23 protein-coding genes are annotated in these 25,681 nt (G+C 55.6%); 12 read left to right on the forward strand and 11 right to left on the reverse strand.

All coding sequences use genetic code 11. The annotated features are described in order from the left end of the window. Nucleotides 1–61 precede the first annotated feature (61 nt). From AC2FIM_RS08565 to AC2FIM_RS08580, 4 genes are all read right to left on the reverse strand, one after another. Complete coding sequence (locus AC2FIM_RS08565) at nt 62–1,594, reverse strand: sulfatase-like hydrolase/transferase (RefSeq protein WP_496676912.1); 1,533 nt, start codon at nt 1,592–1,594, stop codon at nt 62–64. Nucleotides 1,595–1,666: 72 nt separating this feature from the next. Continuing rightward, complete coding sequence (locus AC2FIM_RS08570) at nt 1,667–3,502, reverse strand: carbamoyltransferase family protein (protein WP_271948996.1); 1,836 nt, start codon at nt 3,500–3,502, stop codon at nt 1,667–1,669. 4 nt (nt 3,503–3,506) lie between these two features. Then, nucleotides 3,507–3,656, reverse strand: coding sequence for a DUF5989 family protein (locus tag AC2FIM_RS08575; RefSeq protein ID WP_142636421.1), 150 nt, complete (start codon nt 3,654–3,656; stop codon nt 3,507–3,509). A gap of 16 nt (nt 3,657–3,672) precedes the next feature. Further along, nucleotides 3,673–4,077, reverse strand: a complete 405-nt coding sequence (locus AC2FIM_RS08580) for an SxtJ family membrane protein (RefSeq protein ID WP_281972881.1) — start codon at nt 4,075–4,077, stop codon at nt 3,673–3,675. Nucleotides 4,078–4,268: 191 nt separating this feature from the next. On the opposite strand from AC2FIM_RS08580, the gene AC2FIM_RS08585 reads away from it, so the two are divergent. The 4 genes from AC2FIM_RS08585 to AC2FIM_RS08600 are packed head-to-tail and all read left to right on the forward strand — an operon-like array spanning nt 4,269 to nt 8,179. Beyond that, a complete protein-coding gene (locus AC2FIM_RS08585; RefSeq protein ID WP_496691555.1) occupies nt 4,269–5,393 on the forward strand; it encodes an MlaE family lipid ABC transporter permease subunit in 1,125 nt (374 codons plus the stop codon). Nucleotide 5,394: 1 nt separating this feature from the next. Beyond that, on the forward strand, nt 5,395–6,210 hold the full coding sequence (locus AC2FIM_RS08590) for an ABC transporter ATP-binding protein (protein WP_271949003.1): 816 nt from the start codon (nt 5,395–5,397) through the stop codon (nt 6,208–6,210). Between the two features lie 5 nt (nt 6,211–6,215). Then, complete coding sequence (locus AC2FIM_RS08595; protein WP_496676904.1) at nt 6,216–7,532, forward strand: MlaD family protein; 1,317 nt, start codon at nt 6,216–6,218, stop codon at nt 7,530–7,532. A gap of 14 nt (nt 7,533–7,546) precedes the next feature. Further along, nucleotides 7,547–8,179 carry an ABC-type transport auxiliary lipoprotein family protein gene (locus AC2FIM_RS08600; RefSeq protein ID WP_496691553.1) on the forward strand — a complete coding sequence of 211 codons (633 nt, stop codon included), beginning with the start codon at nt 7,547–7,549 and terminating at the stop codon, nt 8,177–8,179. Between the two features lie 19 nt (nt 8,180–8,198). Here AC2FIM_RS08600 and AC2FIM_RS08605 read toward each other — a convergent pair whose 3' ends face one another. From AC2FIM_RS08605 to AC2FIM_RS08615, 3 genes are all read right to left on the reverse strand, one after another. Next, a complete protein-coding gene (locus AC2FIM_RS08605) occupies nt 8,199–10,136 on the reverse strand; it encodes a vWA domain-containing protein (RefSeq protein ID WP_496676896.1) in 1,938 nt (645 codons plus the stop codon). Next, on the reverse strand, nt 10,133–10,672 hold the full coding sequence (locus AC2FIM_RS08610; protein ID WP_496677288.1) for an RNA polymerase sigma factor: 540 nt from the start codon (nt 10,670–10,672) through the stop codon (nt 10,133–10,135). Before AC2FIM_RS08610 ends, AC2FIM_RS08605 begins: the two co-directional genes overlap by 4 nt. A gap of 61 nt (nt 10,673–10,733) precedes the next feature. Next, on the reverse strand, nt 10,734–12,314 hold the full coding sequence (locus tag AC2FIM_RS08615; RefSeq protein ID WP_496676893.1) for an FMN-binding glutamate synthase family protein: 1,581 nt from the start codon (nt 12,312–12,314) through the stop codon (nt 10,734–10,736). Nucleotides 12,315–12,401: 87 nt separating this feature from the next. Between AC2FIM_RS08615 and AC2FIM_RS08620 the strand changes: the two genes are divergently transcribed. Both AC2FIM_RS08620 and AC2FIM_RS08625 read left to right on the forward strand, forming a co-directional pair. Beyond that, entirely contained in the window at nt 12,402–12,893 is a 492-nt protein-coding gene (locus tag AC2FIM_RS08620) for a fluoride efflux transporter FluC (protein WP_246097338.1), read from the forward strand. Between the two features lie 2 nt (nt 12,894–12,895). Continuing rightward, complete coding sequence (locus tag AC2FIM_RS08625; RefSeq protein WP_142639818.1) at nt 12,896–13,258, forward strand: fluoride efflux transporter FluC; 363 nt, start codon at nt 12,896–12,898, stop codon at nt 13,256–13,258. Between the two features lie 16 nt (nt 13,259–13,274). Here AC2FIM_RS08625 and AC2FIM_RS08630 read toward each other — a convergent pair whose 3' ends face one another. From AC2FIM_RS08630 to AC2FIM_RS08645, 4 genes are read right to left on the reverse strand one after another with little or no spacing between them, the layout of a single operon-like run. Next, nucleotides 13,275–13,583, reverse strand: coding sequence for a cytochrome o ubiquinol oxidase subunit IV (locus AC2FIM_RS08630; RefSeq protein WP_496676890.1), 309 nt, complete (start codon nt 13,581–13,583; stop codon nt 13,275–13,277). 10 nt (nt 13,584–13,593) lie between these two features. Then, entirely contained in the window at nt 13,594–14,226 is a 633-nt protein-coding gene (locus tag AC2FIM_RS08635; RefSeq protein WP_142639822.1) for a cytochrome c oxidase subunit 3, read from the reverse strand. Continuing rightward, nucleotides 14,223–16,313, reverse strand: a complete 2,091-nt coding sequence (locus AC2FIM_RS08640) for a cbb3-type cytochrome c oxidase subunit I (protein WP_271949013.1) — start codon at nt 16,311–16,313, stop codon at nt 14,223–14,225. Before AC2FIM_RS08640 ends, AC2FIM_RS08635 begins: the two co-directional genes overlap by 4 nt. Further along, nucleotides 16,310–17,272 carry a cytochrome ubiquinol oxidase subunit II family protein gene (locus AC2FIM_RS08645; protein ID WP_496676884.1) on the reverse strand — a complete coding sequence of 321 codons (963 nt, stop codon included), beginning with the start codon at nt 17,270–17,272 and terminating at the stop codon, nt 16,310–16,312. The genes AC2FIM_RS08640 and AC2FIM_RS08645 overlap by 4 nt, the downstream gene beginning before the upstream one ends. A 183-nt stretch (nt 17,273–17,455) precedes the next feature. Here AC2FIM_RS08645 and AC2FIM_RS08650 point away from each other — a divergent pair, with 183 nt between their 5' ends. The 6 genes from AC2FIM_RS08650 (at nt 17,456) to galU (ending at nt 25,662) form a co-directional block, all read left to right on the forward strand. Continuing rightward, nucleotides 17,456–18,691 (forward strand): lytic murein transglycosylase, encoded by a 1,236-nt coding sequence (locus tag AC2FIM_RS08650; RefSeq protein ID WP_496676881.1) that lies wholly within the window; start codon nt 17,456–17,458, stop codon nt 18,689–18,691. 401 nt (nt 18,692–19,092) lie between these two features. Further along, nucleotides 19,093–20,721: a peptide ABC transporter substrate-binding protein gene (locus AC2FIM_RS08655; protein WP_496676879.1), complete on the forward strand. Its 1,629-nt coding sequence runs from the start codon at nt 19,093–19,095 to the stop codon at nt 20,719–20,721. Nucleotides 20,722–20,786: 65 nt separating this feature from the next. Further along, entirely contained in the window at nt 20,787–21,710 is a 924-nt protein-coding gene (gene oppB / locus AC2FIM_RS08660) for an oligopeptide ABC transporter permease OppB (RefSeq protein ID WP_142639832.1), read from the forward strand. A gap of 10 nt (nt 21,711–21,720) precedes the next feature. Then, nucleotides 21,721–22,650, forward strand: a complete 930-nt coding sequence (locus tag AC2FIM_RS08665; protein ID WP_142639834.1) for an ABC transporter permease subunit — start codon at nt 21,721–21,723, stop codon at nt 22,648–22,650. Between the two features lies 1 nt (nt 22,651). Then, nucleotides 22,652–24,457 carry an ABC transporter ATP-binding protein gene (locus AC2FIM_RS08670; protein ID WP_142639836.1) on the forward strand — a complete coding sequence of 602 codons (1,806 nt, stop codon included), beginning with the start codon at nt 22,652–22,654 and terminating at the stop codon, nt 24,455–24,457. Nucleotides 24,458–24,768: 311 nt separating this feature from the next. Continuing rightward, nucleotides 24,769–25,662, forward strand: coding sequence for a UTP--glucose-1-phosphate uridylyltransferase GalU (gene galU / locus AC2FIM_RS08675; RefSeq protein ID WP_281995135.1), 894 nt, complete (start codon nt 24,769–24,771; stop codon nt 25,660–25,662). Nucleotides 25,663–25,681 lie beyond the last annotated feature (19 nt).

The raw sequence follows: 25,681 nt of genomic DNA on the forward strand, positions 1-25,681 counted from the left end.
TGAAGCTATGCGTAACATCAGATTGATCGCAGGTGTAGCAGAGACAGGGCAACATTCCCGACTAATGCCTGAGCTTGGATTTTGGGCCCTCTTTGGTGATGGAATGCAGGGAAAGCGTATGGTCCATATTTCGCATACGGTGCCGCAGCATCTCGCGCCCCAACCTGGCCAGGTCTGTTGCGTATTCCGGGTTGCTCGCCACGTTTTCCATTTCGCCGCGACGCAGGTGGTCAAACAAAAGCGGTGGCAGGTTTGCCGCAAACTCGACCAGCGTAAACCGTTCGTCACGCAAGATGGACAGGCATGAATCGCTACTGCCCGTTCCCAATTCCTGTTGCCAAAGGGTTGGATTTTCCGGCTCGGCAAAGTCAAGCTCGCTGAAAGAAAAGCTTCGCCAATCCTTGGGTCCCTGCCCCTGCAGAAACGGCATCAAAGACCGCCCATCAATAGAATTCGGGATACTCTGGCCCACCCAATCCAAAATGGTTGGCGTGATGTCAATCGACTCGGTCGGTGCCGTCACCACGGCTCCGGCCTGCGCCTGATTGCCTGGCATCCGGACCAGTAAAGGCGTGTGATAAGCTGCGTCATAGACGGTCATCTTACCCCAGCTATGTCGATCACCCAGCATTTCACCGTGGTCAGCTGTGATTACGATCAATGTCTCATCATATTGATTGCTGTCCTTGAGAAACTGGACAACGCGGCCGATATGATAATCGACCTCTGTTGCAAGGCCCAGATAAACAGAGCGCAGCGCCTGAATATTGGCCGTGGAGGGTTGCACCTCATCAAAACCCAAAACGAAATCCGAAGCCGAATACCGAGCCATCGTTGGTCGAAAAAACGGGTGTATTGCCAGTTCATCTTCTGGGCTGACATGACCAACCGGCCGCGGCAACGCGACGGGATCGTACATATCGTTATAGGGAGCGGGTGCGACCAAAGGAGGATGAGGCCGGATATAGGTCAGATGCGCAAACCAGCTTTGGTCGCCGAAGGCCGCGATACTGTCCAGAAAAGCGTTGGTCAAAAAGGCGGTGTCGCTGTCTTCGGCGCGGTACACCGCCGGGTCGTTCAATTTGGATGGCTCACCTGAGGTTGAAACAGGTTTGTGCAGATCCCAGTATGTGTCGAACCTGTAACCTTTTTTCAGCAGGTCAGCGCGCCAAGGATAAGATTCTTCAAGCCGCATTTCCACGACCTCTTCAAACCCCTCCATAGGACGTTCGTAAGATTTCAGGATCGGGTCATTGGCATCGTAAACCCGTGGGTCAGCCGAGGTGTCGGTATACCCGTAGAGCAAGGGCAGATATCCCGCCTTACGCATCTCGGTTGCGATGTTTGGCGTGTCGTGCCGCAAAGGCGTTCCATTGCGAACCGATCTATGATTCATCGCATATTGCCCGGTCAGGATGGACGCACGCGACGGGCCACAAGGGTTAGTAACCGAGAAATGGCGCTGAAACGTGATGGCCTCGTCCATAAAAGCGCGCAAATTAGGCAAATTGACATGCTCGGCCAGCGCGCCGGTCAGACAATCTGCCCGAAGCTGGTCAATCACGACAAACAAGACATTTCCGCGCTGCCGCATTCCCTGCCCCCGATTCCACCAAATAGGTCTCAGGGGCAGACTGTGTCGCGGTTCCGCCGCTTGCGCAACAGATTAGTCCAGCTCGTATTTTGTCTCGTAATTCTCCCTAAGCGCGGGATCCTGATCTTCCTTACGCAACAGGCAGTTCCCGATGGACAGGACCTCGATATCCGTTCCCATGAAACAGCGGAACGCATCTGTGGGCGTGCACACAATCGGTTCGCCGCGCACATTGAATGAAGTGTTCACCACCAAAGAGCATCCGGTCAGTTCTTTGAACTTTGAAATCAGCGCGTGATAGGCTGGGTTGGTCTCTTGGTGGACTGTCTGGATGCGGGCAGAATAATCAACATGGGTAACAGCAGGGATGTCAGATCGCTTGACGTTCAGCTTTTCAATCCCGAACAGAGCGTCTTCTTCCTCGGTCATCTTGCGCCGGATTTTTTCCTGCACATCCGCCACAATCAACATGTAAGGGCTATCGCCATCCAGTTCGAACCAATCGGCTACGTCTTCGCGCAGAACAGATGGGGCAAATGGGCGGAAGCTTTCGCGATACTTGACCTTCAGGTTCAGCGTTTTCTGCATCGAAGCTGACCGTGGATCGCCCAGAATGGAGCGGGCACCCAACGCACGCGGCCCGAATTCCATCCGCCCCTGGAACCAACCAACGGCCTTACCGTCAGCCAGCGCCTGCGCCGTCTGGTCAATCAACTCACTATTTTCATAGGTGGAAAATTTCGCACCGGCCGCCGCCAGTTCTTGCGCTATGTCGTCATCTTCATAGCGCGGACCAAGATAGGCCCCCAGCATCTGATCACCCGAGGTCACCTGCCGCGGCTGCGCTAGCTCTTGATGCCAGGCCGCATAGGCAGCACCCAGCGCCCCGCCTGCATCACCCGCTGCGGGCTGCACCCAAACATTATCGAAGGCGCCATCGCGAAGGATTTTGCCATTCGCGACACAGTTCAGAGCAACGCCTCCGGCCATACAGAGGTTGCGTATACCATGCTCTTTCGCCAGGTCCCGAGTGATCCGCAGCATGATCTCTTCGGTCACGGCCTGAACCGAGGCGGCAATATCCATATGGAACTGCGTCAGCTGGTCGGTTTCGGCTTTTCGAACCGGTTGGTCGAACAGCTCTTCCATCGCTTTGCTCGTCATGGTCAGACCAGCGGTATAATTAAAATACTTCTGGTTCAGGCGGAACGAACCGTCCTCTTTCAGGTCGACAAGATGCTCAAGGATCAGATCCTTGTATTTGGGGTCGCCATAGGGCGCCAAGCCCATGACCTTGTATTCACCAGAATTCACCTTGAACCCGGTGTAATAGGTGAATGCAGAATACAGCAGACCCAGCGAATGCGGAAAATGCAGCTCTTTCACCATGGTCAGCTCATTGCCGCGACCAATACCCACGGTGGTGGTTGCCCATTCTCCGACACCATCGACGGTCAGTACGACCGCGTCTTCGAAGGGTGAAGGATAGAACGCACTGGCCGCGTGACTGATGTGGTGCTCGGCGAACAGCAGTTTTTCGAGATCGAATTCCGGGTCGATTTTGCGAAGCTGCTTTGCAAGCAGATCCTTGAGAAACAGCTTCTCTCGCAGCCAGACCGGCATTGCCATGCGGAAGGAATTGAACCCGCGTGGCGCCACTGCAATGTAAGTCTCGATCAACCGTTCGAATTTTAGAAACGGTTTGTCGTAGAAAACCACATTGTCGACGTCTTCAAGCGCAACCCCCGATTCGGCCAGCACGTAATTGATGGCTTCTACTGGAAATCCGGGGTCGTGTTTGCGCCGTGTAAAACGCTCTTCCTGCGCGGCCGCAACGATCTTGCCGTCGCAAAGCAACGCCGCTGCGCTGTCGTGATACAGCGCCGAAATACCTAAAATGTATGCCATGTGATCAGAACAACGTGTAGACGAAAGGTGCAATCGCCGAGCCTTGGCTCAACACGATCAATCCACCAAACACACCCAAAACGATCAGAATGGGCAACAGCCAGAATTTCTTTCTGACTTTCATAAATGACCAGAGCTCGGATACGAATGTCACGCCTGGTACTCCCTTGTTAAAATTGCTGTTTCATGCTGCCGGGCTGCTCTTCACGAACAATCCAGTAGCTATCTGATGAACTGTCCAGTTTCTGTGACAGCAGGTCTTTTCCCAACAGGCGCGTAACCAGCCCAAACGGGACAAACGTAGTGACAAACACCAAAAACATGACGATTGGGGCCACAATCGCACCCAAAAGCATGCCGAGTTTGAACCAAAGCCGGTTCGGCACCTTCAGAGTGGCGGGTGCAAAAACTGTCAAAGCCAGAATAACCCCAGCGATAACCATTGGGATCAGGCGCACCGACCCTCCGCCCCACAAGGGCCAAAGAGCGATAATTAAGAAGACAGCGGTGAAGACGTAACCAAAGCCCCGTTCGGACCCGATTTCGACTTCTACCTTCGCGTGATGATCAGACATTGAACACAACCATAATAACCAAACAAAAAACCTGCGCAAAGAATAACACTACTGGTTGCCGAAACAAGCCTTTTGCAAGCTCAAACCATCATTCTTGCGATGAATGCCATCTTGCATCGCCTGATGGCTAAATACTTGAAGCGTGACAAAAACCCGTTGCAGCACCATGCAGATTCACATCAGATACCCCCATGACCCCGCCTACATTCACAACTGACCTGGATACGGATCAGGTTCACCTGCAGATATCGGGTGATCTTCACACCCAATCTCTGGATATGGTTGAGCGTGAATTCGCGAATTTCCATCCCAACGGCGGAACGGTCATAGTTGATTTGACAGGCGTTAAGGCACTCGACACTGGCGGGGCTTGGCTGATTGCCAGCCTTGTCCGCAAGGTGAAGTCCAGCGGCGGGCAGGTCGAGCTGCACGGTGCAACCGCCGCGCATTCCGCGCTGATCGAAACGGTTTCCCGCAACATGCCGGACGAATCCGCCCCTGATCCCGGAAAGCCAGATTTTCTGGATTGGGTGGCACGTGTCGGCGAGCGTACAGTTGGTGGCTGGAAAGACAGCTTGTCGTTGCTTGAGTTTCTGGGCCTGACGCTACATCGGCTGGTCCGCACAATCTTGATGCCGCGGCGTCTGCGGCGGGCTGCGCTGGTATCGCAGATGGAAGAAACCGGTTTGAAAGCGATTCCGATCGTTGCCCTTATGGGTTTTCTGATCGGCGTTGTACTAGCATTTCAGGGGGCCACGCAGCTCAAGCAGTTCGGGGCCGAGATATTCGTGGTCGAATTGATCTCGATCTCTGTGCTCCGTGAGCTGGGCATTTTGTTGACGGCAATCATTGTTGCGGGTCGCTCGGGATCTGCCTTTACAGCTTCCATCGGCTCGATGAAGGTGCAAGAAGAAATAGATGCCATGCGGACGCTGGGCCTGGATCCGATCGAGGTTCTGGTCATTCCACGCGTTGTGGCGTTGCTGATCATGCTGCCAATCCTAGGGTTCATCGCCGATATCGCCGCCTTGATTGGCGGCGGACTTATGAGCTGGATCGACCTTGGAGTCAGCCCCGGAATGTTCGTGACCCGCCTCAAGGAAAACACCGGCATCTGGCAATTTGCCATCGGTATGATCAAGGCACCTTTCTTTGCGCTGGTCATCGGTATCATCGCCTGTTGGCAGGCCTTACAGGTTAAAGGATCGGCACAAAGTGTTGGGCAAAGAACCACCGCGTCCGTGGTCCAGGCGATCTTCTTGGTGATCGCGCTGGATGCCATGTTCTCGATCTTTTTCTCGGTACTGGGGGTCTGAAATGGACGGTGTAACCCGCGAACAGATGCCGATTGGCGACACCCAGCGCGAGGCGGTGATACGGGTCCGCAATCTGACCAACCGGTTCGGACCGCAGATCGTGCACCAGGATCTGAATCTGGATGTCTGGCGGGGCGAAGTACTGGGCATTGTCGGCGGCTCGGGCACGGGCAAATCCGTCTTGCTCCGCACCATCGTCGGCCTGAACAAACCGGCCGCGGGAAGCATCGAAGTTCTGGGCGTCGACGTCCTGAACGGCCCCGAACAAGAGAGGCGGCGCATCGAACGCCGCTGGGGCGTCGCCTTTCAGGACGGCGCGCTTTTCTCGTCGCTCACCGTGTTGCAGAATGTCGTAGCCCCCCTGCGCGAGCATACAGGAATAAGTGAAAGCCTTATGTCGGCGCTTGGCGGTCTGAAAATCAGCTTGGTCGGACTGCCGCAGCTGAGCTGTGGCAAATTCCCGTCTGAACTGTCGGGCGGGATGCGCAAACGTGCCGCTTTGGCGCGCGCGCTGGCGCTGGACCCTGAGATCGTATTTCTTGATGAACCAACGGCCGGTTTGGATCCCATCGGCGCCGCTGCTTATGACGACCTGATTGGCGAACTTCAGCAAGCGCTGGGTCTGACTGTGTTTATGGTCACGCACGATCTGGATAGCCTTTATGCGATTTGCAACAGGATCGCAGTTCTTGCAGAAAAACGTGTTCTGGTTGATGGTCCGATTGAAGAGATGACCAAAGTCGATCATCCTTGGGTACAAGAATATTTCACCGGCCCCCGGGCGCGCGCAGCACAAAAAAAGGGTCAGGACAGGTAACACCCATGGAAACCCGAGCAAATTATATCCTGATCGGTGCATTCACCCTGGCTGGAATACTGGGTGCGTTTGGCTTTTTTCTATGGCTGGCCAAATTCGAGGTTTCCCGGCAATACGCCTATTACAATGTACTGTTCGACAATGTTTCGGGCCTGTCTGCGGCAGGTGGCGTCAGTTACAACGGACTGCCAGTCGGGCAGGTAATCTCCCTTAACTTGGATGACGAGCACCCATCCAAAGTGCGCGTCCGCATTGAAGTAGACGCAAGTATCCCGGTGACAGAGGATACCGTCGCCCAGTTACAATCGCTTGGGGTCACTGGGGTCAGCTATGTGGAACTGACCGGAGGCTCGGCCTCGGCCAAGCGTTTAGAACAGGACAGCCTGATCAAAAGCAAACGCAGCACCATCCAGTCCTTGTTCGAAGGTGCCCCTAAACTGTTGGAAAAGGCGATTACGCTGATCGAGGATATCGACAAGGTGGTGGATGACAAGAACCGCCAGCAGGTATCTCAGATTCTGGAGAACGTATCTTCGGCCACCGGAAGGCTGGACAAAACCCTTGCAGATTTCGAAAACTTGTCCTCAGATTTGGGTGGCGCAGCTAAAGAAATTTCAGCCTTCTCAAAACGCCTCGAAAAATTGGCAGACACCGCAGAAACAACACTGGAAGCCGGAACAAATACATTAAATAGCCTGAAAACCGCATCCGACACGGCTGTATCGGCCCTAGACAGCGCAAAAGATACTTTTGACGCAGCAGATCGCATCATGCAGCAGGATCTGCAGCCCTTCATCGAACGGGCCTCGACCCTGGCAGACCGCCTTACGGTCCTGACCGAAGATGGGCGCGTCGCGCTGGCCACGGTTTCCGAGACTTTCGTGAACGCAAACAAAACGCTCGGCTCCGTCACTGGTGCGATGGAAACAGCAAAGGGCACTTTGACCTCAGCTGAACGCGCATTTGACTCGGCCAATGAGGTGATCAACAAAGATATCGGCGTCGTCATGGATGATGTCCGCAATGCCGCCAACCAAGTGGCGTCCACGGTGACGAAAGTGACAGACAGGCTTGATGATATTTCAGCCGACATCCTCAGCGCGTCCAAATCGGCCTCGGAACTTTTGGGAACGATCGACGGCATCGTTCAGGACAATCGCCGTCAACTGTCCGATTTCATGCGGGTTGGCCTGCCACAATTCACGCGTTTCATAGAAGAATCCCAACGACTGGTGATCAGCCTCGATCGTCTGGTGGACAAAGTTGAACGCGACCCCGCCCGTTTCCTTCTTGGGACCCAAGCATCGGAGTATCGTCAATGATCAGGCATTTGATTATGACCGCAGTTTTGGCGTCTTTGGGGGCGTGTACTGGACTGGAAACGCTGCGGCAGGCCTCAGAACCCAATGATCTCTATCTGCTGACACCCAAAAGCACGTTTTCTTCTTCGCTGCCACGCATCCAGAAACAGATCGTGGTCCAAGAGCCAACCGCGACTGCCGCGGTAAATACCGATCAAATTGCAGTTCAGCCGACACCTTTGCAGGTTCAATATCTGCCGCGTGCCAGATGGGTGGATCGTGCGCCGCTGATCGTCCAGGCGCTTTTGGTCGAAAGCTATGAAAACAGTGGACGGGTATCCGCCGTGGGTCGTTCGACCGTGGGGCTTCGTCCGGATTATGTGATTGTTCCCGATCTACGCGAGTTTCAGGGCATTGTCGTTAACCAGGATGGTGAAAGCTCGACCGTACGCGTCGAAGTTCGCATGAATATCAAGATCGTGGACGAGTTCGACGACAAAATCATCGCTTCGAATTCGTTCCAAGAGAACATAATTGCCAAAAGCAACCAGACCGAAGATCTGGTTACTGCCTTTGACGTTGCTCTGGGTAAAACCATGCGGGATGCTGTCGAATGGAGCATTCGTAGAATTAGTGCCCATACAGCCAACAACCCTAGGTCATTCTAGTTTCTCCCAAGCCCGGACCTTACTCAGCCAGCGTCTGGGCCAGACGCATCAAGGTGACAGCTTCAGCCCGATATCCGAAAGAATCCTCACCTCGGGACAGCGTGGCCAGATCAATGGCATCCGCATAGGACCAGCCGCCAAGATATTCTCCGCCCCGGAGCAACTGACCAAATCCTGCAATCGCATAGGAAAAGCGGATGTCATCCGTGACTGTCCCTTGTCCGGGTAAGATAGGCTGCTCCATCAGATTGCTTTGATCTTCACCAGGAAGCTTGTAACGCATTTTGAAGAAACCAATTTCCGCTGAATCATCCGATATGGATTGTTCAGCATACCGCAACGGGCCGTTTCTGATCGCATCGGAACCAACTGGCGTGACCTCGTAGATTGCCGTTACGGTGTGACCTGCTCCAATATCACCAGCATCCACTTTGTCATTTGAAAAGTCCTCGCGCTGCAGGGATCGGGTTTCATAACCGATCAGTCGGTATTCAGCGATCTGTGACGGGTTGAATTCGACCTGGATTTTGACGTCGTTGGCGATGGGGAAAAGCGCCCCGGTAAGTTGATCGACCAATACCTTTTGCGCCTCAACCAGCGTATCGATATATGCCGCCTGCCCGTTTCCGTTCTGGGCCAGAGCCTGCATGGTGGTATCGTCCAGATTGCCTCGGCCAAAACCCAGAACGCTTAGGAATGTACCACTGTCGCGCTTGCGGGCGATAAAATCCTTCAGGGCATCAGGGTCTGACAGACCCACATTGAAATCGCCATCGGTGGCCAGAATTACGCGGGTCACCTCACCGTCCGCAGCCATACCTTCTGCCACTTGATAGGCTTGCTGCAACCCGGCCTGCCCCGCTGTCGAGCCACCGGCTTCGAGCCTGTCGAGGGCTGAGAGAATGGTCGTCTTTTCGGCTGCCGCGGTCGGTGGCAAAACCTGCCCGGCACTTCCCGCATAAGTGACGATCGAAACCTGATCTTCCGGACTGAGTTCAGACAGCATCAACCTGAAAGACTGTTTCAGCAGCGGCAATTTGTTAGCATCCTGCATTGAGCCCGATGTGTCGATCAGGAAAACCAGGTTCAATGGAGGACGGTCTTCGATCTGGGGCATGACCCCTTGGATGCCGACATGAACAAGCTGCGTCCCCTCATTCCAAGGCGTCGGTGTCACGGTGATCGTAGAACGGAACGGTTCCGCCCCATCAGGCGCCGGGTAGGAATAGGGGAAATAGTTCACCATCTCTTCAACCCGCACCGCATCCTTGGGCGGCAGATGGCCATTCATCAAAGACGACCGAACAATGGCGTAAGAGGCGGTATCTACATCAATCGAAAAAGTCGAAACCGGTTCGTCCGTCGTGATCTTCAGCGAGTTGCTGTCCGCGTTGGCGAAAGTTTCGGTATTCTGTTCCGGCGAGGGAACAGTCTCATGTTGAAGGTCAAATTTCCCGACCGCCGATGCCGGCGCGCGCTGTAAAAGGTCCGCAGCCCCCAGCTGCGCAACGGCCCCCTGCCTCTTGGTGGAAGGTTCGATTGTTTCTTCAATCACAACAGGCGCCTCAACAACTGGTTCTTCGAGATTGGCCTCGGGCATATCCGCCACCAATAGGTCAGACTCCTGCCGTGCGTCGGCGCGGTCCTCGGACCAGGGCAGTGGCGCAACAACCTCGTCGCGCGTCTGCGGCAAGATCACAATCAGAGCCACAGCAGCAACTGCGGTGGTAGCGGTCAGGACACCGCGATAAGAGAGGGCATTCAACATGGCTTTCGCTCCTTCTGTCAGGCGGGCTATGAGGCCGCGCTTGACAGTGGGACGTCGCGCAGAGGTCGATCCTTGGATATTATCGAATTTTTTTTGCGCCTGGCTCAGATTTTCAATCCGTCGCGACGCATCCGGGGTCGGCGTGGCGGCGTCCATCAGCATCTTCAGCTTGTCCAGTTCATCGGTCATTGTGCCAGTTCCTCTTGCCGCAAGGCGCGCAGCCGTTTGCGGATATCTGACATCCTCCAGGACACTGTCCCTTCGGAAACACCCAGCACCTCTGCAGCTTCTGCATGAGTCATCTCATCCTCGAGGGTCAGGGCCAGAGTGTCTTGCAAGTCCTGTGGCAGGGACCGCATGGCCCGTTGCAACCAATCGACAGCCTCGGCCGTTTCCTGCACCTCGGCCCGGCGCATCTGCTCTACATCCCCCCAGCCGTGGGCCGCCTTTGTGTGACGGGTCGCGCGACGGCGTGCATCCTCGGCTGCATTGACAACAACACGGTACAACCATGTCGTAAACCGGGCTTTGGCACGAAAACCTACGATCTTTGACGGCAAGGTGGCGCATATATCCTGCGTCAGATCTTCGGCCTGATCCGCGCGTCCTGTCAGTCGAAAAGCCAACCGAAAGACCCTGTCGTAGTGGCGTGCCAATAGCGTGGCAAACGCATCAGCGTCCCCTGCAGCAGCGGCCTTTGCCAGATTCTCATCCGATGTTTTCATGCGCATCACAATGGGTAAGACGAACCAAAAACATCAATCCTTGGCAATGCACACAAAAAAATCAGAAATGATCCGCCGATGCGCGATTCCAGTCCTCTGCATATTCATCCGGAAGCGGAGCCTTCAGCAAAGCGCCTTCTTCAAGATGCAAATAGAGTTCAGCATAAGAGCGATCTCTTTCATCTGCAGTACGCCGAAGGATGTCCGAAGGGTGAAGTTCGGAGACCTTTTCCTTGCCCATGGCGCCCAGCAGCTCACGAAAGCTCTCTAATGTCGCGTCGTGATAGCGATGTACCCGTTGTCTTTTTTGCGGAACATTCACAGCGCGGCCTCGGACCGGATCCTGTGTGGCCACGCCGGACGGGCATCGGTTTGTGTTGCAGTGAAGCGCCTGAATGCATCCCACTGCAAACATCATTGCCCTTGCCGCATTACACATATCGGCCCCAAGCGCGCATTTCTCGATGATGTCATAGCCTGTGGCGACTTTGCCCGAGCAAATAATGCGGATCTTATCGCGCAAACCCACACCGCGTAGACAGTTATTCACGAAAATCAACGCCTCGTTCAAAGGCATGCCCAACCGGTTGGTGAATTCTACTGGGGCCGCGCCCGTGCCGCCTTCGGCACCATCAATGGTGATGAAATCAGGCAGGATGCCTGTTTCCAGCATGGCTTTGCATATCGCTAAAAACTCGGACGGACGACCAATGCACAACTTAAACCCAATAGGTTTGCCACCGGACATCTCGCGCAGATTCTGAACGAAATTCATCAATCCGGTAGGTCCGTCAAATGCGGAATGAATTGGCGGAGAGATCACGTCCTGATGCAGGGGAACTCCGCGTATCTGCGCAATCTCTTCATCCACCTTCGCCGCAGGCAACACCCCCCCATGCGAGGGCTTGGCCCCTTGCGACAGCTTGATTTCAATCGCCTTGACGACCTCGTTCCTGGCTCTTTCGGTGAATTTGTCTTTGTCGAACCCGCCATCCGGTGCGCGGCATCCGAAATACCCAGTGCCAATCTGCCAGATGATATCGCCACCTTCGGCCAGATGGTGCGGCGACAGACCACCCTCACCCGTATTATGCGCAAAACCTCCATCCTTTGCCCCACCATTCAATGCTCGGATTGCATTGGCGCTGAGGGCACCAAAGCTCATCGCTGAAACGTTCAGGCGCGAGGCACTATAGGGTTGGGAACATTGCGGCCCGCCCAGCATCACCCGTTCTTCGCTTTCGGGCACATGTTTGGGCGCAAGCGAGTGATTGGCCCTGTGGTATCCAACGGTTTGGATGTCGTATTGGGTACCAAATGCCTGGGTATCAACCTGCCCTTTGGCACGGGAATAAACCAGGCTGCGAATGATCCGATTATAGGGACGGCCGTTTTCGTTGGTTTCAACAAAATATTGCCGTATCTCTGGGCTGACAAATTCCAGCATGTACCGGAAATGCCCCAGAACCGGATAGTTGTTCAGCACGTTATGCCTTGTGGTCAGGATATCATATAGCCCGACCACCGCGTATGGGATCAGGAAAAGCAGCAGCCAATGGGCCGGGGGCCAGAAAAACCCGGCCACGATTGTCAGTGGCAGGCACACGAGGCTCAACACGTAATAGAGTCTGCGTATAATCATTCGTGCTCTCCCACTGTGGCTGTTAGCTGAGTCACCGTGGTACAAATTCGCGATTGCACGCAAGCCTTTGCGCCCGAAATCACGCAAATGGTTGAACTTGTGATCCGCCAAGTGCGGTTGATCCCGGTCGCACCAATCGGTATCCCCGATAACAGGCTAACGCGGGTGGGATCAGCAGCTGTGAAAAAATCGCAAACAGCATGGGCCACGGCTCTCATGTTCTGCGCCGTTTTCACGGGTGGCGCGACTGGGTCACTGGTCAGAGAAGCGTTGTCGCTCGGGATCTCGGGTCTGCCGATCCTAACCGAGACCTTTGGCATAAATATAGCTGCATGCTTTGTGCTTGGCTGGTTATACGCCATCCGGCACCGGGTGCATGCCCACGTCCTGCATCTGGGCGCGGTTGGGTTTTGTGGCGGGTTATCTACGTTTTCCTCATTTGTCGCGGAATTGGAACGTCTGGCAGAGGTCAGTTTCGGGCTTGCCCTAACCGCAGCGGTTTTGGAAATTGTGGCGGGTCTTTTTGCGGCGATTTTGGGTGAAACCGCCGGGCGTCGCTTTTCCCCGCGGAGGTCGTGAGAGTGAGCGATCTCTACCTGCATGCAATGTTTGGTTTGGGCGGCGGTCTGGGCGCGGTTCTGCGGCACTGGATCGCCATTCGAATTCGCCATGACCTGCCCGTGGCAACGCTGATCGTGAACGTCTTTGGCAGTCTGTTGCTTGGGCTTTGGGTCGGGTATCTGGGCGGACCGGCGGGCGTCAGCCAGGAGGAACAGCGCCTGGTGTTCGGCTTTTGTGGCGGCTTCACCACTTTCTCCAGCTTTGCCTACCAGTCACTGGAACTGCGGCGCGAACGCACAATCGCTACGGCGGCGGGCAATATCGTGCTGAGCCTCTTGCTGTGTTGGGGCGCACTGTGGCTTGGGCTGATGGCGATGCGCTGATCCGGTGCGGCCGGACCTACATCGGATAGGTATGCATCCGCACCGCAAGATTCCCCATTATCCAGACCGTCCCAACAATAATGATCAATAGAACCATCGTGGAAAACAGGACTAGATCCAGGTCCTCGCGGCTGCTGCGTCGACGGTCGATATGCAGGAAATACACCAGTTGAACAATCAACTGCGCCAGCCCCAACAAACCGATCGACAAATAAACGCCCTTGGTCTCGATCCCGAACGTATATGCAATGGTAAAGACCGCCAGTGTCAGCAGCAGCGATCCGCCATAGCCAATCACATATCGGCGGCGTTCACGTCGGTGCATTTCGCTGCGCCTATCCATAGGTCAGCCCTCCGAAATAGACGATCGTGATTATGCCGATCCAGATGAGGTCGAGAAAATGCCAGAACAGGGCCAGACGAACCACCCGTGACATCAGAACGTCGGTTAGACCAAACACACGCAGCTGAATACCCAGAACGATCAACCACAGGCACCCCGCAGCAACATGCAGCCCGTGCAGCGGCACTAGCCCGTAAAACGCTGACAGAAACCCGCTGCGCTGTGGAATGCCACCCTTTTCCGCCATAGCCAGAAAGTCACGTATCTCAAGTACCAGAAAGCTGAGGCCCAGAACCAGAGTTACCGCGAACCAAAGCACGATACGGGGCCGTGGCAGGTTGTATTTCAACGCCAGCATCGCAAGGCCCACTGTAAGGCTGCTGGTCAACAGGATCAGGGTTTGGGCAAAAATGCTGGTCAGGTCGAACAGCTCATGCGGACCGGGCCCACCCGCCTGCGCGTCGATCATGGTGATATAGATCGCGAACATCAGGCCGAAATAGACCAGATCGCTCATCAGAAAGACCCAGAACCCAAAGGTGACCACTTCGCTGGCCTTGTCGGCACCCGGATGCCGTCGGCCCAAGTTTAGGCCCGGATAGCTGTGTGTCGGCGCGCGTTTCATGTAGTGGCCTCCAGATCGGGACGAGCCAGGCCGCGGTTCTCGGGCGCGTATTCATGATCGCGATTGACCGGAACCGATGCGCGCACGAAATCAAGCCAGGCTTCATGCTCTTTGCGGACCTGCTCGGCCGGTATAACCTCTTCGGTGTCGGTTCTGAACGTCCAGGCGATGAAGGCCGCCAACATCGCGGCTGTCGTCGCAATAGCAAGCCACCAGATCCACCAGACCAGCGCAAACATCCAGATACCGCTGAGCACGCACAGACCGAACCCGATCGCCGTATTGCGTGGCATGAGGATATCTTCATAGGCATCAAGGGACGGATAGGCTTTGCCGCGCTCTTTTGCGGCGGCAAAATCATCCCGGTCGGTCACATGCGGAATGATTGCAAAGTTATACGGAGGCGGCGGTGCTGGAATCGACCATTCCAGCGTGCGCCCATCCCAAGGGTCGCCAACCGGCACGCGGGTTTTTTCCCGGTCTCGAATGCTGACCCAAAGCTGGACAATGATCGACAGAAGCGCTGCGAGAATGACCAAAGACCCAAGCACGGCGACGATCATATAGGGGTGAAAGCTGGGATCTTCCCAACTGTAAGATCGACGCGGCATCCCCATCAGGCCGACAAAATAAAGCGGCAGGAAGGTCAGCATGAACCCAACGGTCCACAACGCGACAGATATCCGTCCCCAGCCTTCGCTCAGGCGGAAGCCAAAGGCTTTGGGGAACCAATAGTTGTATCCCGCAAGCAGGCCAAACAGGACGCCAGGCAGCAGCACATTGTGAAAATGCGCGACCAGGAACAGGGTGTTATGCACCTGATAGTCGATGGTCGGATTGGCCAGGATGACGCCCGACAACCCTCCGATCACGAACAGCATCAGGAAAGACAACCCATAGAGCATCGGGACCGAGAACCGGATACGCCCGCGAAACAGCGTGGCCATCCAATCATAGACTTTCACGCCAGTCGGTATGGCGATCAGCATGGTGGCAATCCCAAACACCGCATTGATCAGCGCGCTTTGGCCCATGGTGAAAAAGTGGTGCAGCCAGACCGTGAAGGACAGCACCGCAATCGACATCGTTGCAATCACCAAGGAGTTGTATCCGTACAGGCGCTTGGCCGAGAAGGTCGCAAAAACCTCGGAATAGATACCATAGGCGGGCAGGACCAACAGATAGACCTCGGGATGTCCGAACAGCCAGAACAGGTTGGCATAGTTCATCATGTTGCCGCCAAGGTCATTTGTGAAAAAGTGGAAATCCAAGTACCGGTCTGCGGCCAGCATCAGCGCCGCAACACCCAACGGCGGCATGGCAAAGACAATCAGGATCGAGCTGCAGATGATCGTCCAGCAATACATCGGCAACCGCATGAACTGCATCCCCGGCGCGCGCATCTTGTAGATCGTAACGGCAAAGTTGATTCCGGTCAGCGTCGTTCCGATCCCCGACACGACGATGGCCCAAATCCAATAATCCGGCCCAACGCCGGGATTGAAGGCCGCACCGGTAAAGGGTGGGTAGGCCGTCCAGCCCCCGGTCGAGAACTCTCCGACCACCAGGGAAACCATCAGCATCATGCCCGAGGACACGGTCAGGCCTAGGCTGATCTGGTTCATCACCGGGAATGCCACGTCGCGGGCGCCGATCATCAGCGGGATCAGGAAATTGGCGGCACCGAACACAAACGGAACAGCCACGAAGAAGATCATGATCGTGCCATGGGTACTGAAAAGCTCGGCGAAATGCTCGGCTTCCAGAAAGCCTTCGCCCGGGCCAGCGGCTTGTTGGGCGCGCATGACGACACCTTCCAGAACCCCCCGCGCCAACATCACGATGGCAAAGACGATATACATGATGCCGATCTTCTTGTGGTCGGCGCTGGTCAGCCAGTCATGCCACAGCGGCCCCCACAGACGGAACCATGTCAGCAAACCCACAACGGCAATGACGCCCACAATCACGATCCCAGCCGCGGCATTTGCCACGATCTCATTTGCGTTGGGCGACTGGATCAACCCGGTGATCGGAAAAGCATCCCAGTTTAGACGGCCGAAAAAACCAGTCTCGACATCGGTCATTGTGTTTTCTCCTGACCATATTCGGCAGTGCCCGGTTGCTGATCGGCAGGCAAGGGTGTGGCCCCGTCATAGCGGTGCAGGATCGACTGAAACAGATCACCATCGGCTAGTGTGAAATACAGCGCATCAGTCGGCATCTGATCATTGCCCAACATGGCCTGCACCTCATCCCGATCGGTTCGCATGGCGAGGGTTCGGTATGTTTCAGCGCTCAACGGAATCCCGTTTGTCCGGACCTTTTCGGCCCAGTCGTTGAAGTCCTGGGGCTCCATGGCAATCGCTTTGAATTTCTGCTTGGTAAAGCCACGCCCGTTATATTGCGTGTTCTCGCCCTGCATCGTTTCGGGCCAATCGGCGACAAGGTGCAGTTTGGTCGTCATCCCCGGCATGGCATAGATCTGTCCGGCCAGCGCCGGGATCATAAAGGACTGCATCACCGTATCCGTTGTCAGTGTGACAGCGACCTGTTGGTTAACGGGGAGGCCCATCTCACCCACGCTGGCGATACCAAGATCGGGGTAGATGAACAGCCATTTCCAGTCGAGACCAACAACCTGCACATTCAGCGCCGGGTCTTCCCCGAACGAAGTCGCGTAGGGGTCCAGCCGATGGGTGGCTTTCCACAGATAAAACGAGAGGATGGCCACGATAACAACCGGGATACCCCACATGAGGAATTCCAACCGGGCAGAAAAATCCCATTCCGGTCGATAATCTGCCTGCCCCTCCTTTCGCCTTCGATACCGTATGGCAATCAAAGGCACCAGGATCAGAACCGGAACAACTGCGACCAATATCAGAACAGTTGCCCGTAAAAGGTGGCTTTTCTGAAGGGCGGCGACGGGTCCCTGAGGGTCCAAGAAATTGTTGCTGGCTTCGGCAACCGGCACAAAGCCAAGACCTGCTATGGCGGCAGACAGGACAACCAAGGATGCAAAAGACGGTCTGGAATATGTCACGCCTGTTCATCCTCATTTCAAAATTGATTGGGACAACTATCGGCAGAGTCCTGAATTTTCACAAGGATTTTTACGCAGCTCTGCCTGTTTCCCGAGATTTGATCTTGCCACCCTGATCGCAGCGGCAGAAACGCCGTTCTGGTAGGTTGACTTAAAGTAGTTCGCAGGTGAGATCATAGGACAATGCGTTGGTTAATCCTTACTCTTGGACTTTGCTACCTGTCGACAAGTGCGACAGCACAGGATCGTGCGGCGATCGAGGCTCAGTTTCAGTCATGGCTGAAACACACAGTCTGGGCGCGGGCGAAATACGAGGGTGTTTCAAAACGCACGATGAACAGGGCCTTCAACGGCGTCACGCTGAACTGGAAACTGCCAGACCTGGTTCCTCCGGGTACGGCAACAGCGGTTCCCAAGGAACAAAAGCAGGCCGAGTTCGGATCACCCGGGCGTTATTTCAACGCTGGTTCGGTTCAGGGGGCCACTTCTGTCGGACGCAAGATGGCCCGGCGCTATGACACGACACTGAAACAGGTAGAATCCGATACCGGTGTACCAGCGCGCGTCATTCTGGCGATCTGGGGCCGCGAAAGCGGATATGGGCAGGTGGCTATCCGGCATAATGCGTTTCAGGTTCTGGGCACCAAAGGTTTCATGAGCACCCGCTCAGAATATTTCACGTCAGAGCTTATCGCCGCGCTCAAGATTGCCGAGGCTGGCCACATACCGCCGGATCAAATGAAAAGCAGTTGGGCCGGTGCGCTTGGGCAACCGCAGTTCATGCCATCGAACTACCTGACTTATGCGGCCGATGGAAATGGCGACGGGCGCGCGGATATCTGGACCTCGGCCGAGGACACAATTTCATCGATCGGAAACTACCTCGACCAACATGGCTGGGTCTCGGGTCGTGATTGGGGGTTCGAAGTAACTGTCCCGTCTTCGGTTTCCTGCACCCTTGAAGGGCCGGATCAGGGCCGTCCTATTCGCGACTGGGCCGGGTTGGGGATCACCCGTGTATCTGGCAGGCCGTTTCCAAAACAAGAAATGCAGGGACAAGGGTTTTTGATGATGCCCGCCGGGCGCAATGGCCCGGCCTTCATTGTCACCCCCAATTTTTATGTCCTGAAGGAATACAACAAAAGCGATCTCTACGCCCTGTTCGTCGGCCATGTTGGCGATAGGATAGAATATGGCGTCCAGGATTTCCGCGGCCGGTGGGACAAAGTCGGCGGTCTTTACCGATCGGATATAGCAGCCATGCAGCGCGCATTGGAACAGATGGGCCATGACGTCGGCGGCGCTGACGGCCTGCCGGGCTTTCGAACACGCCGCTCTATCGGGCGCTGGCAAGAGGCCACCAATCAGTCCGCCACATGCTTTCCTCAGACCCATATGGTCCGGGCACTGACCCAATAGCGATTCGCGCCAATTTTTGGAAAGCCGCAAAAGCGGACCTTGCGTCAACGCTCAACCGCTTACTCAAGAACTTCACAAAAATGTCAAGAAACCATCGCGTATCATTATAATATTTCCATTCTCCCGTGGAATTTTTTAGATTTCGGCCGCACCTGGCCATTTTGCACGCAAAGGCTTTAACCTTTTTTGAAATAGTGCCACGTTCTGCATCAGTGAAAGGCGACTTTCGCAACTACGTTTCCGACAGCAAACCGAAAGACTGCGACGCGGTGTTCATTGCGATCTGAAAAAGCAAAATTCGAACAAGTCCCGGTCTATCTGAGTCGGACAATCATGGTGGTCAGCGACCATCCTGAACGGATGTGCGTACCTTGCCACCACACAAATGGGAGTAGAAAGATATGAACAAATACATTCGGACATCTCTGGCGGGGCTACTGACCTCGACCATGATCACCGGCGCTGCATTTGCCGCCGGCACCCATCCCGAAACCGGCGAGGCGCTGGCGGATGATCAAACCTTCACCTATCGCGTTCTGGATGAGCACAGTTCGGTTGACCCGCAGGTTGTTGAAGACGTTACCGGTGCGGAAATTGTCCGCGACCTGTTCGAAGGCCTGATGAATCAGGACGAAGACGGCAATTTGGTGCCCGGCGTCGCAACCGGCTATACCACAAACGATACCAAGGACGTTTACACATTTACACTGCGTGATAACGCCAAATGGTCCAATGGTGATCCGGTCACGGCAGGCGATTTCGTCTTTGCATGGAAACGTGCCGTCGATCCCGCTCTGTCCTCGCCTTATGCGTGGTTCATGGAGCTGATGTCGATCGAAAATGCGGCCGAAATCATTGCTGGTGAGAAGCCGGTGGACGAACTGGGCGTAACCGCCATCGACGACCACACACTTGAGGTCAAGCTGAGCGCAGCACTGCCTTATTTCGCGCAAATGACCACCCATTCCACCACCTTCCCTGCCCCGCAGAAGGTGATCGAAGAGTTTGGCGACGCCTGGACTAAGCCGGAAAACATCGTCTCGAACGGCGCCTATGTTCTGACCGAACACCTGCCACAGGAACGCTCGGTCCGTGAGCGCAACGAGATGTATTGGGATAACGACAATACGATTGTCGAAAAAGTCGTGGCCCTTGTCATCAACGACGAAAACGTAGCCCTGACCCGTTACCTCGCAGGCGAGCTGGACCGCACTGAAGTACCTGCTGGTCAGTTCCCGCGCCTACAGAAAGAGCACCCCGAAGAGGCCATCAGCTTCCCGCGCCTGTGCAACTATTACTATACATTCAACCTGTCTGACAGCGGACCGGAAGAATTCAAGAACCCAAATGTACGTCAAGCCCTGTCTCTTGCAGTTGACCGCGACATCATCACCAAGAACGTTAAAGCCGGTGGTGAGCCGCCCGCATATACGTTCGCACCCGAAGCAACCGCTGGGTTCACCGTCCCCGAAGTCGAAATGGCTTCGATGACGCAAGCCGAGCGTGACGAGCTGGCCAAGGAGCTGCTGGCCGAGGCCGGATTTGGCCCCGACAACCCGCTGAGCTTTGACATGGTCTACAACACATCAGAGGCCCATAAGAAAGTCGCAGTGGCACTGAGCCAGATGTGGAAACAGAAACTGGGCGTACAGGTCGAGTTGGCCAATATGGAATGGAAAGTGTTCCTGGAAGAGCGCGGCAACCAGAACTTCGATCTGGCCCGTGGCGCCTGGTGTGGCGACTATAACGAAGCCTCGACCTTCCTGGACCTGTTGCAGTCGGATTCCGGCTATAACGACGGCAAGTACAACAACTCCAAGGTTGACGATTTGCTGACCCAGGCCAAGACAGCAGATGACGCAGCACCACTGTATACCGAGGTTGAGCGGATCATTGCACAAGAGACTCCGGTTATCCCGATCTATCACTATGCTGGCGTCTACATGATGGACAGCGATGTCGGCAACTGGCCGGTCAAGAACGTAGAGCAGAACTGGTACTCCAAGAACCTCTACAAGATCGCCGAATAACCTTCCTTAGACCACGCTTTGCCCCGAGGATCACCCCGGGGCAAAGCCAATAATGGGGGCATGAAATGCTTGCCTATATCATCCGGCGATTGCTGATCGCCGTTCCAACGATCCTGTTGCTGATCGTTGCCTGTTTCTTTCTGATGCACTACGCGCCCGGCGGGCCGTTTACCTCGGAACGGCCATTGCCGCCGCAGGTACTGGCCAATATTGAGGCGCGCTATGGTCTGGACCAGCCGCTGTGGAAACAGCTTTGGGACTATCTGTACAACATTGTCGTGCATTTCGATTTCGGCCCGTCCTTCAAGTTCAAGGACCGGGACGTCAATGATATCATTTCGCAAGGCTTCCCGATCTCGCTGACTTACGGGTCATTGTCATTCCTGCTGGCAAGTGTCGTAGGTATTGGCCTTGGGATCGCCGCAGCCATCCGACACAACAGCTGGATCGACTATTTTGCCGTAGGTCTGGGTATCGCTGCGCAGGCTCTGCCGAACTTCATCATGGGCCCGATCCTGATCCTGACCTTCACTTTGTGGCTGGGATGGTTGCCGGGTGGTGGCTGGAACGGCGGTCAGTGGCAATACCTGATCATGCCTGTCATCGCATTGGCCACCTCCTATATGGGGTCGATCGCGCGGATTACCCGTTCGTCGATGCTCGAAGTTCTGAACTCGAACTTCATCCGCACGGCCCGGGCCAAGGGTTTGCCTACCAGGACCGTAATCTGGCGCCATGCGTTGAAGCCCACGCTGCTGCCGGTGGTGTCCTATCTGGGGCCGGTCTTTGTCTATGTTCTGACCGGTTCGGTTTTCGTCGACATCTATTTCTCGACCGGCGGTCTGGGGCAGGCTTATGTCGGCTCGGCCCTGTCGCGTGACTATGCGGTGCTGCTGGGGGTCACGATCCTGTACGGCACGCTGACAGTGATCGTGAACCTGCTGACCGACCTGGCATATGCCTGGTTCGATCCGAAAATCCGGTACTGAGGGGCACAAAATGCTAGGAAAATCACAAAAAGCCGCCCATCTGGCCGAGGACATCACCGATTTCACGGCCGTTCAGGGGCGTTCCCTCTGGCAGGATGCGCGGATGCGGTTTGTCCGCAACAAAGCCGCAATGGCGAGCGTATTCATCTTGCTGATGATCGTTCTGTTCACAATCTTCGGCCCATATTTCGCCGTTTGGAGCAATGAGGAAATCGACTGGAACGTGATGGGTGACATCCGTGGCATGGGAATGCCGTCGATTGAGACCGGGCACTTCTTTGGCGTCGACGATCTGGGGCGCGACCTTTACAGCCGGGTCATTCAGGCCACAACAACATCGTTGTTGGTGGGGCTCGTCGGGGCGGCCACCGCGTTGATTGTTGGCACCTGCTATGGCATCGCCGCCGGGTATATTGGCGGGCGCCTTGACGGCGCGATGATGCGGTTCGTCGATATCCTTCTGGCCATTCCGACAACTCTGATCATCATTCTGTTGCTTGTGGTGGCCGGTCGGTCGTTCTTTACCCTGTTCATCGCGTTGGGCGCGGTTGGTTGGTTGACCATGTCACGGATCGTCAGAGGGCAGACTCTGGCCCTGAAAAACCGCGAATTCATCGAGGCCGCGCGCGCCGCCGGTGTCAGCGAATTCACCATCATGTATCGCCATATCCTGCCCAACCTGCTGGGCGTGGTAATCGTCTATGCATCGCTTCTGGTGCCTGAGATGATCCTGACCGAAAGCTTTATCTCGTTCCTCGGACTTGGCATCTCGGAGCCCTATACCTCGCTAGGCCGTCTGATCGCTGAAGGGGCAGGCACAATGGGGTACGGAACCCTCTGGCAGCTGATGTTCCCTCTGACATTCTATGTCGCCATTATCATCACGATGTTCTTCATCGGCGATGGGCTGCGTGACGCTCTGGACCCAAAGGATCGCTGATATGAGCTTGTTCTCTGTTAAGGACCTAAGCGTCCAGTTCGACACCCCCGATGGTGTGGTCGAGGCCGTCAAAGGCATCAGCTTTGACATAAATCCGGGCGAATGCCTTGGTATTGTGGGCGAAAGCGGGTCCGGCAAAAGCCAGACTTTCATGGCCGCAATGGGGCTGTTGCCTTCAGCGGGTCGTGCAATCGGTTCGGCCACGCTGAACGGCAAGGAAATCCTGAATCTGCCGATCAACAAGCTGAACCAGATCCGCGGCGATGACGTCGGCATGATCTTTCAGGATCCGCTGACCGCCCTGACCCCGCATCTGCGGGTCGGGCAGCAAATGCGTGAGGTTCTGCAGGTTCACGAAGGGTTGCAGGGTTCGGCCGCTCGGGCGCGCTGTCTGGAGTGGTTGGACCGGGTCCGCATCCCAGAGGCAAACCGTCGTCTGGATCAATACCCGCACGAATTGTCGGGGGGCATGCGCCAACGTGTCATGATCGCCATGTCGATGTTGTGCAGCCCAAAGCTGCTGATCGCCGATGAACCGACCACGGCGCTGGATGTGACGGTCCAGGCCGACATCCTGGACTTGATGGTGCACCTGCAAAAAGACGAAGGCACTGCCATTGCGCTGATCACGCATGACATGGGCGTGGTGGCACGGATGTGTGACCGCATTCAGGTCATGCGTCTGGGTCAGTTTGTTGAGGCCGGGGACACACGCGAGATCTTCCGCGCGCCGCAGCATGAATACACCCGCACCCTGCTTGAAGCGATGCCGCGCATTGATGCTGGTGACGCGCCAAAAGCACTGGAAGAAACCGACGCACCTTTGCTTAGGGTCGATGACGTGAAAGTGCATTTCCCGATCCACGTGTCGGGCGGGTTGTTCGGGCGCAAAGTACCGCTGAAAGCTGTGGACGGTGTCAGCTTTGACATCCGTAAGGGCGAGACGCTGGGCGTTGTGGGTGAATCCGGCTGTGGCAAATCCACACTGGCGCGGGCGGTTCTGCAGCTGATCGAACCCAGCAGTGGCAATGTCAGCTGGCTGGGCCATCCGATAGTCGGGCTAAAGCGGGCCGAGCTGAACAAGTACCGCAAGGACCTGCAGATTGTGTTCCAGGATCCGCTGGCCAGCCTCGATCCGCGGATGACCATCTCGGCCTCTATCGCCGAACCTCTGAAAACCTATCGCCCGGATCTGACAGAGCGTGAGCGCAAGAAAATGGTCGGGGAAATGATGGAGCGGGTCGGCCTGCAGGCCAACATGATCAACCGCTATCCGCACGAGCTGTCCGGTGGGCAGAACCAGCGTGTCGGGATCGCGCGGGCGATGATCAACAAGCCCAAGCTGATCATTTGTGACGAGGCGGTCTCGGCTTTGGACGTGTCGATCCAGGCCCAGATCGTAGAGCTTTTGAAAGAGCTGCAGCAGGAATTCGGGCTGTCGATGATTTTCATCAGCCACGACCTGTCCGTGGTACGGACAGTGTCAAACCGGATCATGGTACTGTATCTGGGGCGCATCGTCGAATTGGGAGATGGAGAGGTGATCTGTTCGCAGCCTCTGCACCCCTATACCAAATCGCTGATCTCGGCGGTCCCGATCCCCGATCCGGATGTGGAACGGCAACGCCAGCGCCTCAAATTGCCGGGAGAGCTGCCTTCGCCGATGGACCCGAAAGCGGCGCTCAGGTTCTTGCCCAGCCGGCTATCGGCCGGTCAGAACGATTATGTTCCACAGCTCAACGAGGTCGCACCAAACCATTTCGTGGCCGAGCATGATCCGCTTGAGACAATCCTGGCGAACACATAAATTCCCTGTCCCCGAGGCCGCATGAACAGCCTCGGGGACAGGTTTGGCTTTGCACGACTTCATGACGATTCTTGGCGCATTCTTGCCAATGAATGGACGAAGGGCCGGATTGTACAACAAAACACCGGTAAATGACGGGTTTCAAAGGCATCAAACGGCGGTTCGTTTTGACTTCCCCTACCCCCGGTGGCACCTTCCTGTCAGATTTTAGACTGCGGCCGCGATGTCATTGATTGTTCTGACTGCGCAGCCTAATAGGAAACCCCGGCCTGCCCTACGCGGTCGGGCAAGAATTGAATTTGAGAGGTAACATGGTACGCAAGGTCACCAAGGCGATTTTCCCCGTTGCGGGATTGGGCACGCGTTTTCTCCCAGCGACAAAATCCGTCCCCAAAGAGATCATGACACTGGTTGACCGTCCTTTGGTTCAATACGCAATCGACGAAGCCCGCGCCGCAGGTATTACCGAATTCATCTTTGTAACTTCGCGTGGCAAATCTGCGCTGGAAGATTACTTTGATCACAACCTCGTGCTGGAACAAGAGCTCAAGGCCAAGGGCAAGGATGACCTGCTTGAGGCGCTGAATGCAACGAATATGGAAAGCGGCGCCATCGCCTATATCCGCCAGCACAAGGCGCTTGGTCTGGGCCACGCAGTCTGGTGTGCCCGCCGTCTGATCGGCGACGAGCCATTTGCAGTAATGTTGCCTGATGACGTCATTGCTGCTGATAAACCCTGTCTGCAGCAGATGGTCGAAGCCTATGAGGAAACCGGCGGCAACATGGTCGCAACGATGGAAGTGCCAAACGAAAAAACCAGTTCCTATGGCGTTCTGGATGTAGGCGAAAACGTCGGCTCCGTGGTACGCGCCAGAGGAATGGTTGAAAAGCCCAAGCCGGAAGAAGCCCCCTCGAACCTGGCCGTTATCGGTCGGTATATTCTGGGGCCGTCAGTGCTGTACAATCTCAACCAAAAGAAAACGGGCAGTGGCGGTGAGATTCAGCTGACCGATGCTATCGCAGAAGACATCTGTAACGGTGTGCCCGTGTTTGGCTATAAATTCGACGGCCAGCGATTTGATTGCGGCTCGAAAGCCGGGTTCCTTCAGGCAACTGTTGCCTTTGCGCTGGCCCGTAGCGATCTGCGTGATGACCTGAGCCAATATCTGAACGAGATAGTCGCCGCCGGGAAGGCCGCTCAATAGCGCCCGCAACCTTCAGCAT

This window comes from Ruegeria sp. CDSC052 (assembly GCF_059610685.1).

Bases quoted from the DNA above. Each gene is read 5' to 3' on its own strand.
- AC2FIM_RS08585 (WP_496691555.1), top strand. From the start codon at position 4,269: ATGACCCCGCCTACATTCACAACTGACCTGGATACGGATCAGGTTCAC.
- AC2FIM_RS08655 (WP_496676879.1), top strand. From the start codon at position 19,093: ATGAACAAATACATTCGGACATCTCTGGCGGGGCTACTGACCTCGACC.
- AC2FIM_RS08590 (WP_271949003.1), top strand. From the start codon at position 5,395: ATGGACGGTGTAACCCGCGAACAGATGCCGATTGGCGACACCCAGCGC.
- AC2FIM_RS08580 (WP_281972881.1), bottom strand. From the start codon at position 4,077: ATGTCTGATCATCACGCGAAGGTAGAAGTCGAAATCGGGTCCGAACGG.
- AC2FIM_RS08600 (WP_496691553.1), top strand. From the start codon at position 7,547: ATGACCGCAGTTTTGGCGTCTTTGGGGGCGTGTACTGGACTGGAAACG.
- AC2FIM_RS08665 (WP_142639834.1), top strand. From the start codon at position 21,721: ATGCTAGGAAAATCACAAAAAGCCGCCCATCTGGCCGAGGACATCACC.
- AC2FIM_RS08595 (WP_496676904.1), top strand. From the start codon at position 6,216: ATGGAAACCCGAGCAAATTATATCCTGATCGGTGCATTCACCCTGGCT.
- AC2FIM_RS08635 (WP_142639822.1), bottom strand. From the start codon at position 14,226: ATGAAACGCGCGCCGACACACAGCTATCCGGGCCTAAACTTGGGCCGA.
- AC2FIM_RS08565 (WP_496676912.1), bottom strand. From the start codon at position 1,594: ATGCGGCAGCGCGGAAATGTCTTGTTTGTCGTGATTGACCAGCTTCGG.
- AC2FIM_RS08605 (WP_496676896.1), bottom strand. From the start codon at position 10,136: ATGACCGATGAACTGGACAAGCTGAAGATGCTGATGGACGCCGCCACG.
- oppB (WP_142639832.1), top strand. From the start codon at position 20,787: ATGCTTGCCTATATCATCCGGCGATTGCTGATCGCCGTTCCAACGATC.
- AC2FIM_RS08570 (WP_271948996.1), bottom strand. From the start codon at position 3,502: ATGGCATACATTTTAGGTATTTCGGCGCTGTATCACGACAGCGCAGCG.
- AC2FIM_RS08670 (WP_142639836.1), top strand. From the start codon at position 22,652: ATGAGCTTGTTCTCTGTTAAGGACCTAAGCGTCCAGTTCGACACCCCC.
- AC2FIM_RS08630 (WP_496676890.1), bottom strand. From the start codon at position 13,583: ATGCACCGACGTGAACGCCGCCGATATGTGATTGGCTATGGCGGATCG.
- AC2FIM_RS08615 (WP_496676893.1), bottom strand. From the start codon at position 12,314: ATGATTATACGCAGACTCTATTACGTGTTGAGCCTCGTGTGCCTGCCA.
- AC2FIM_RS08650 (WP_496676881.1), top strand. From the start codon at position 17,456: ATGCGTTGGTTAATCCTTACTCTTGGACTTTGCTACCTGTCGACAAGT.
- AC2FIM_RS08620 (WP_246097338.1), top strand. From the start codon at position 12,402: ATGGTTGAACTTGTGATCCGCCAAGTGCGGTTGATCCCGGTCGCACCA.
- AC2FIM_RS08610 (WP_496677288.1), bottom strand. From the start codon at position 10,672: ATGAAAACATCGGATGAGAATCTGGCAAAGGCCGCTGCTGCAGGGGAC.
- galU (WP_281995135.1), top strand. From the start codon at position 24,769: ATGGTACGCAAGGTCACCAAGGCGATTTTCCCCGTTGCGGGATTGGGC.
- AC2FIM_RS08640 (WP_271949013.1), bottom strand. From the start codon at position 16,313: ATGACCGATGTCGAGACTGGTTTTTTCGGCCGTCTAAACTGGGATGCT.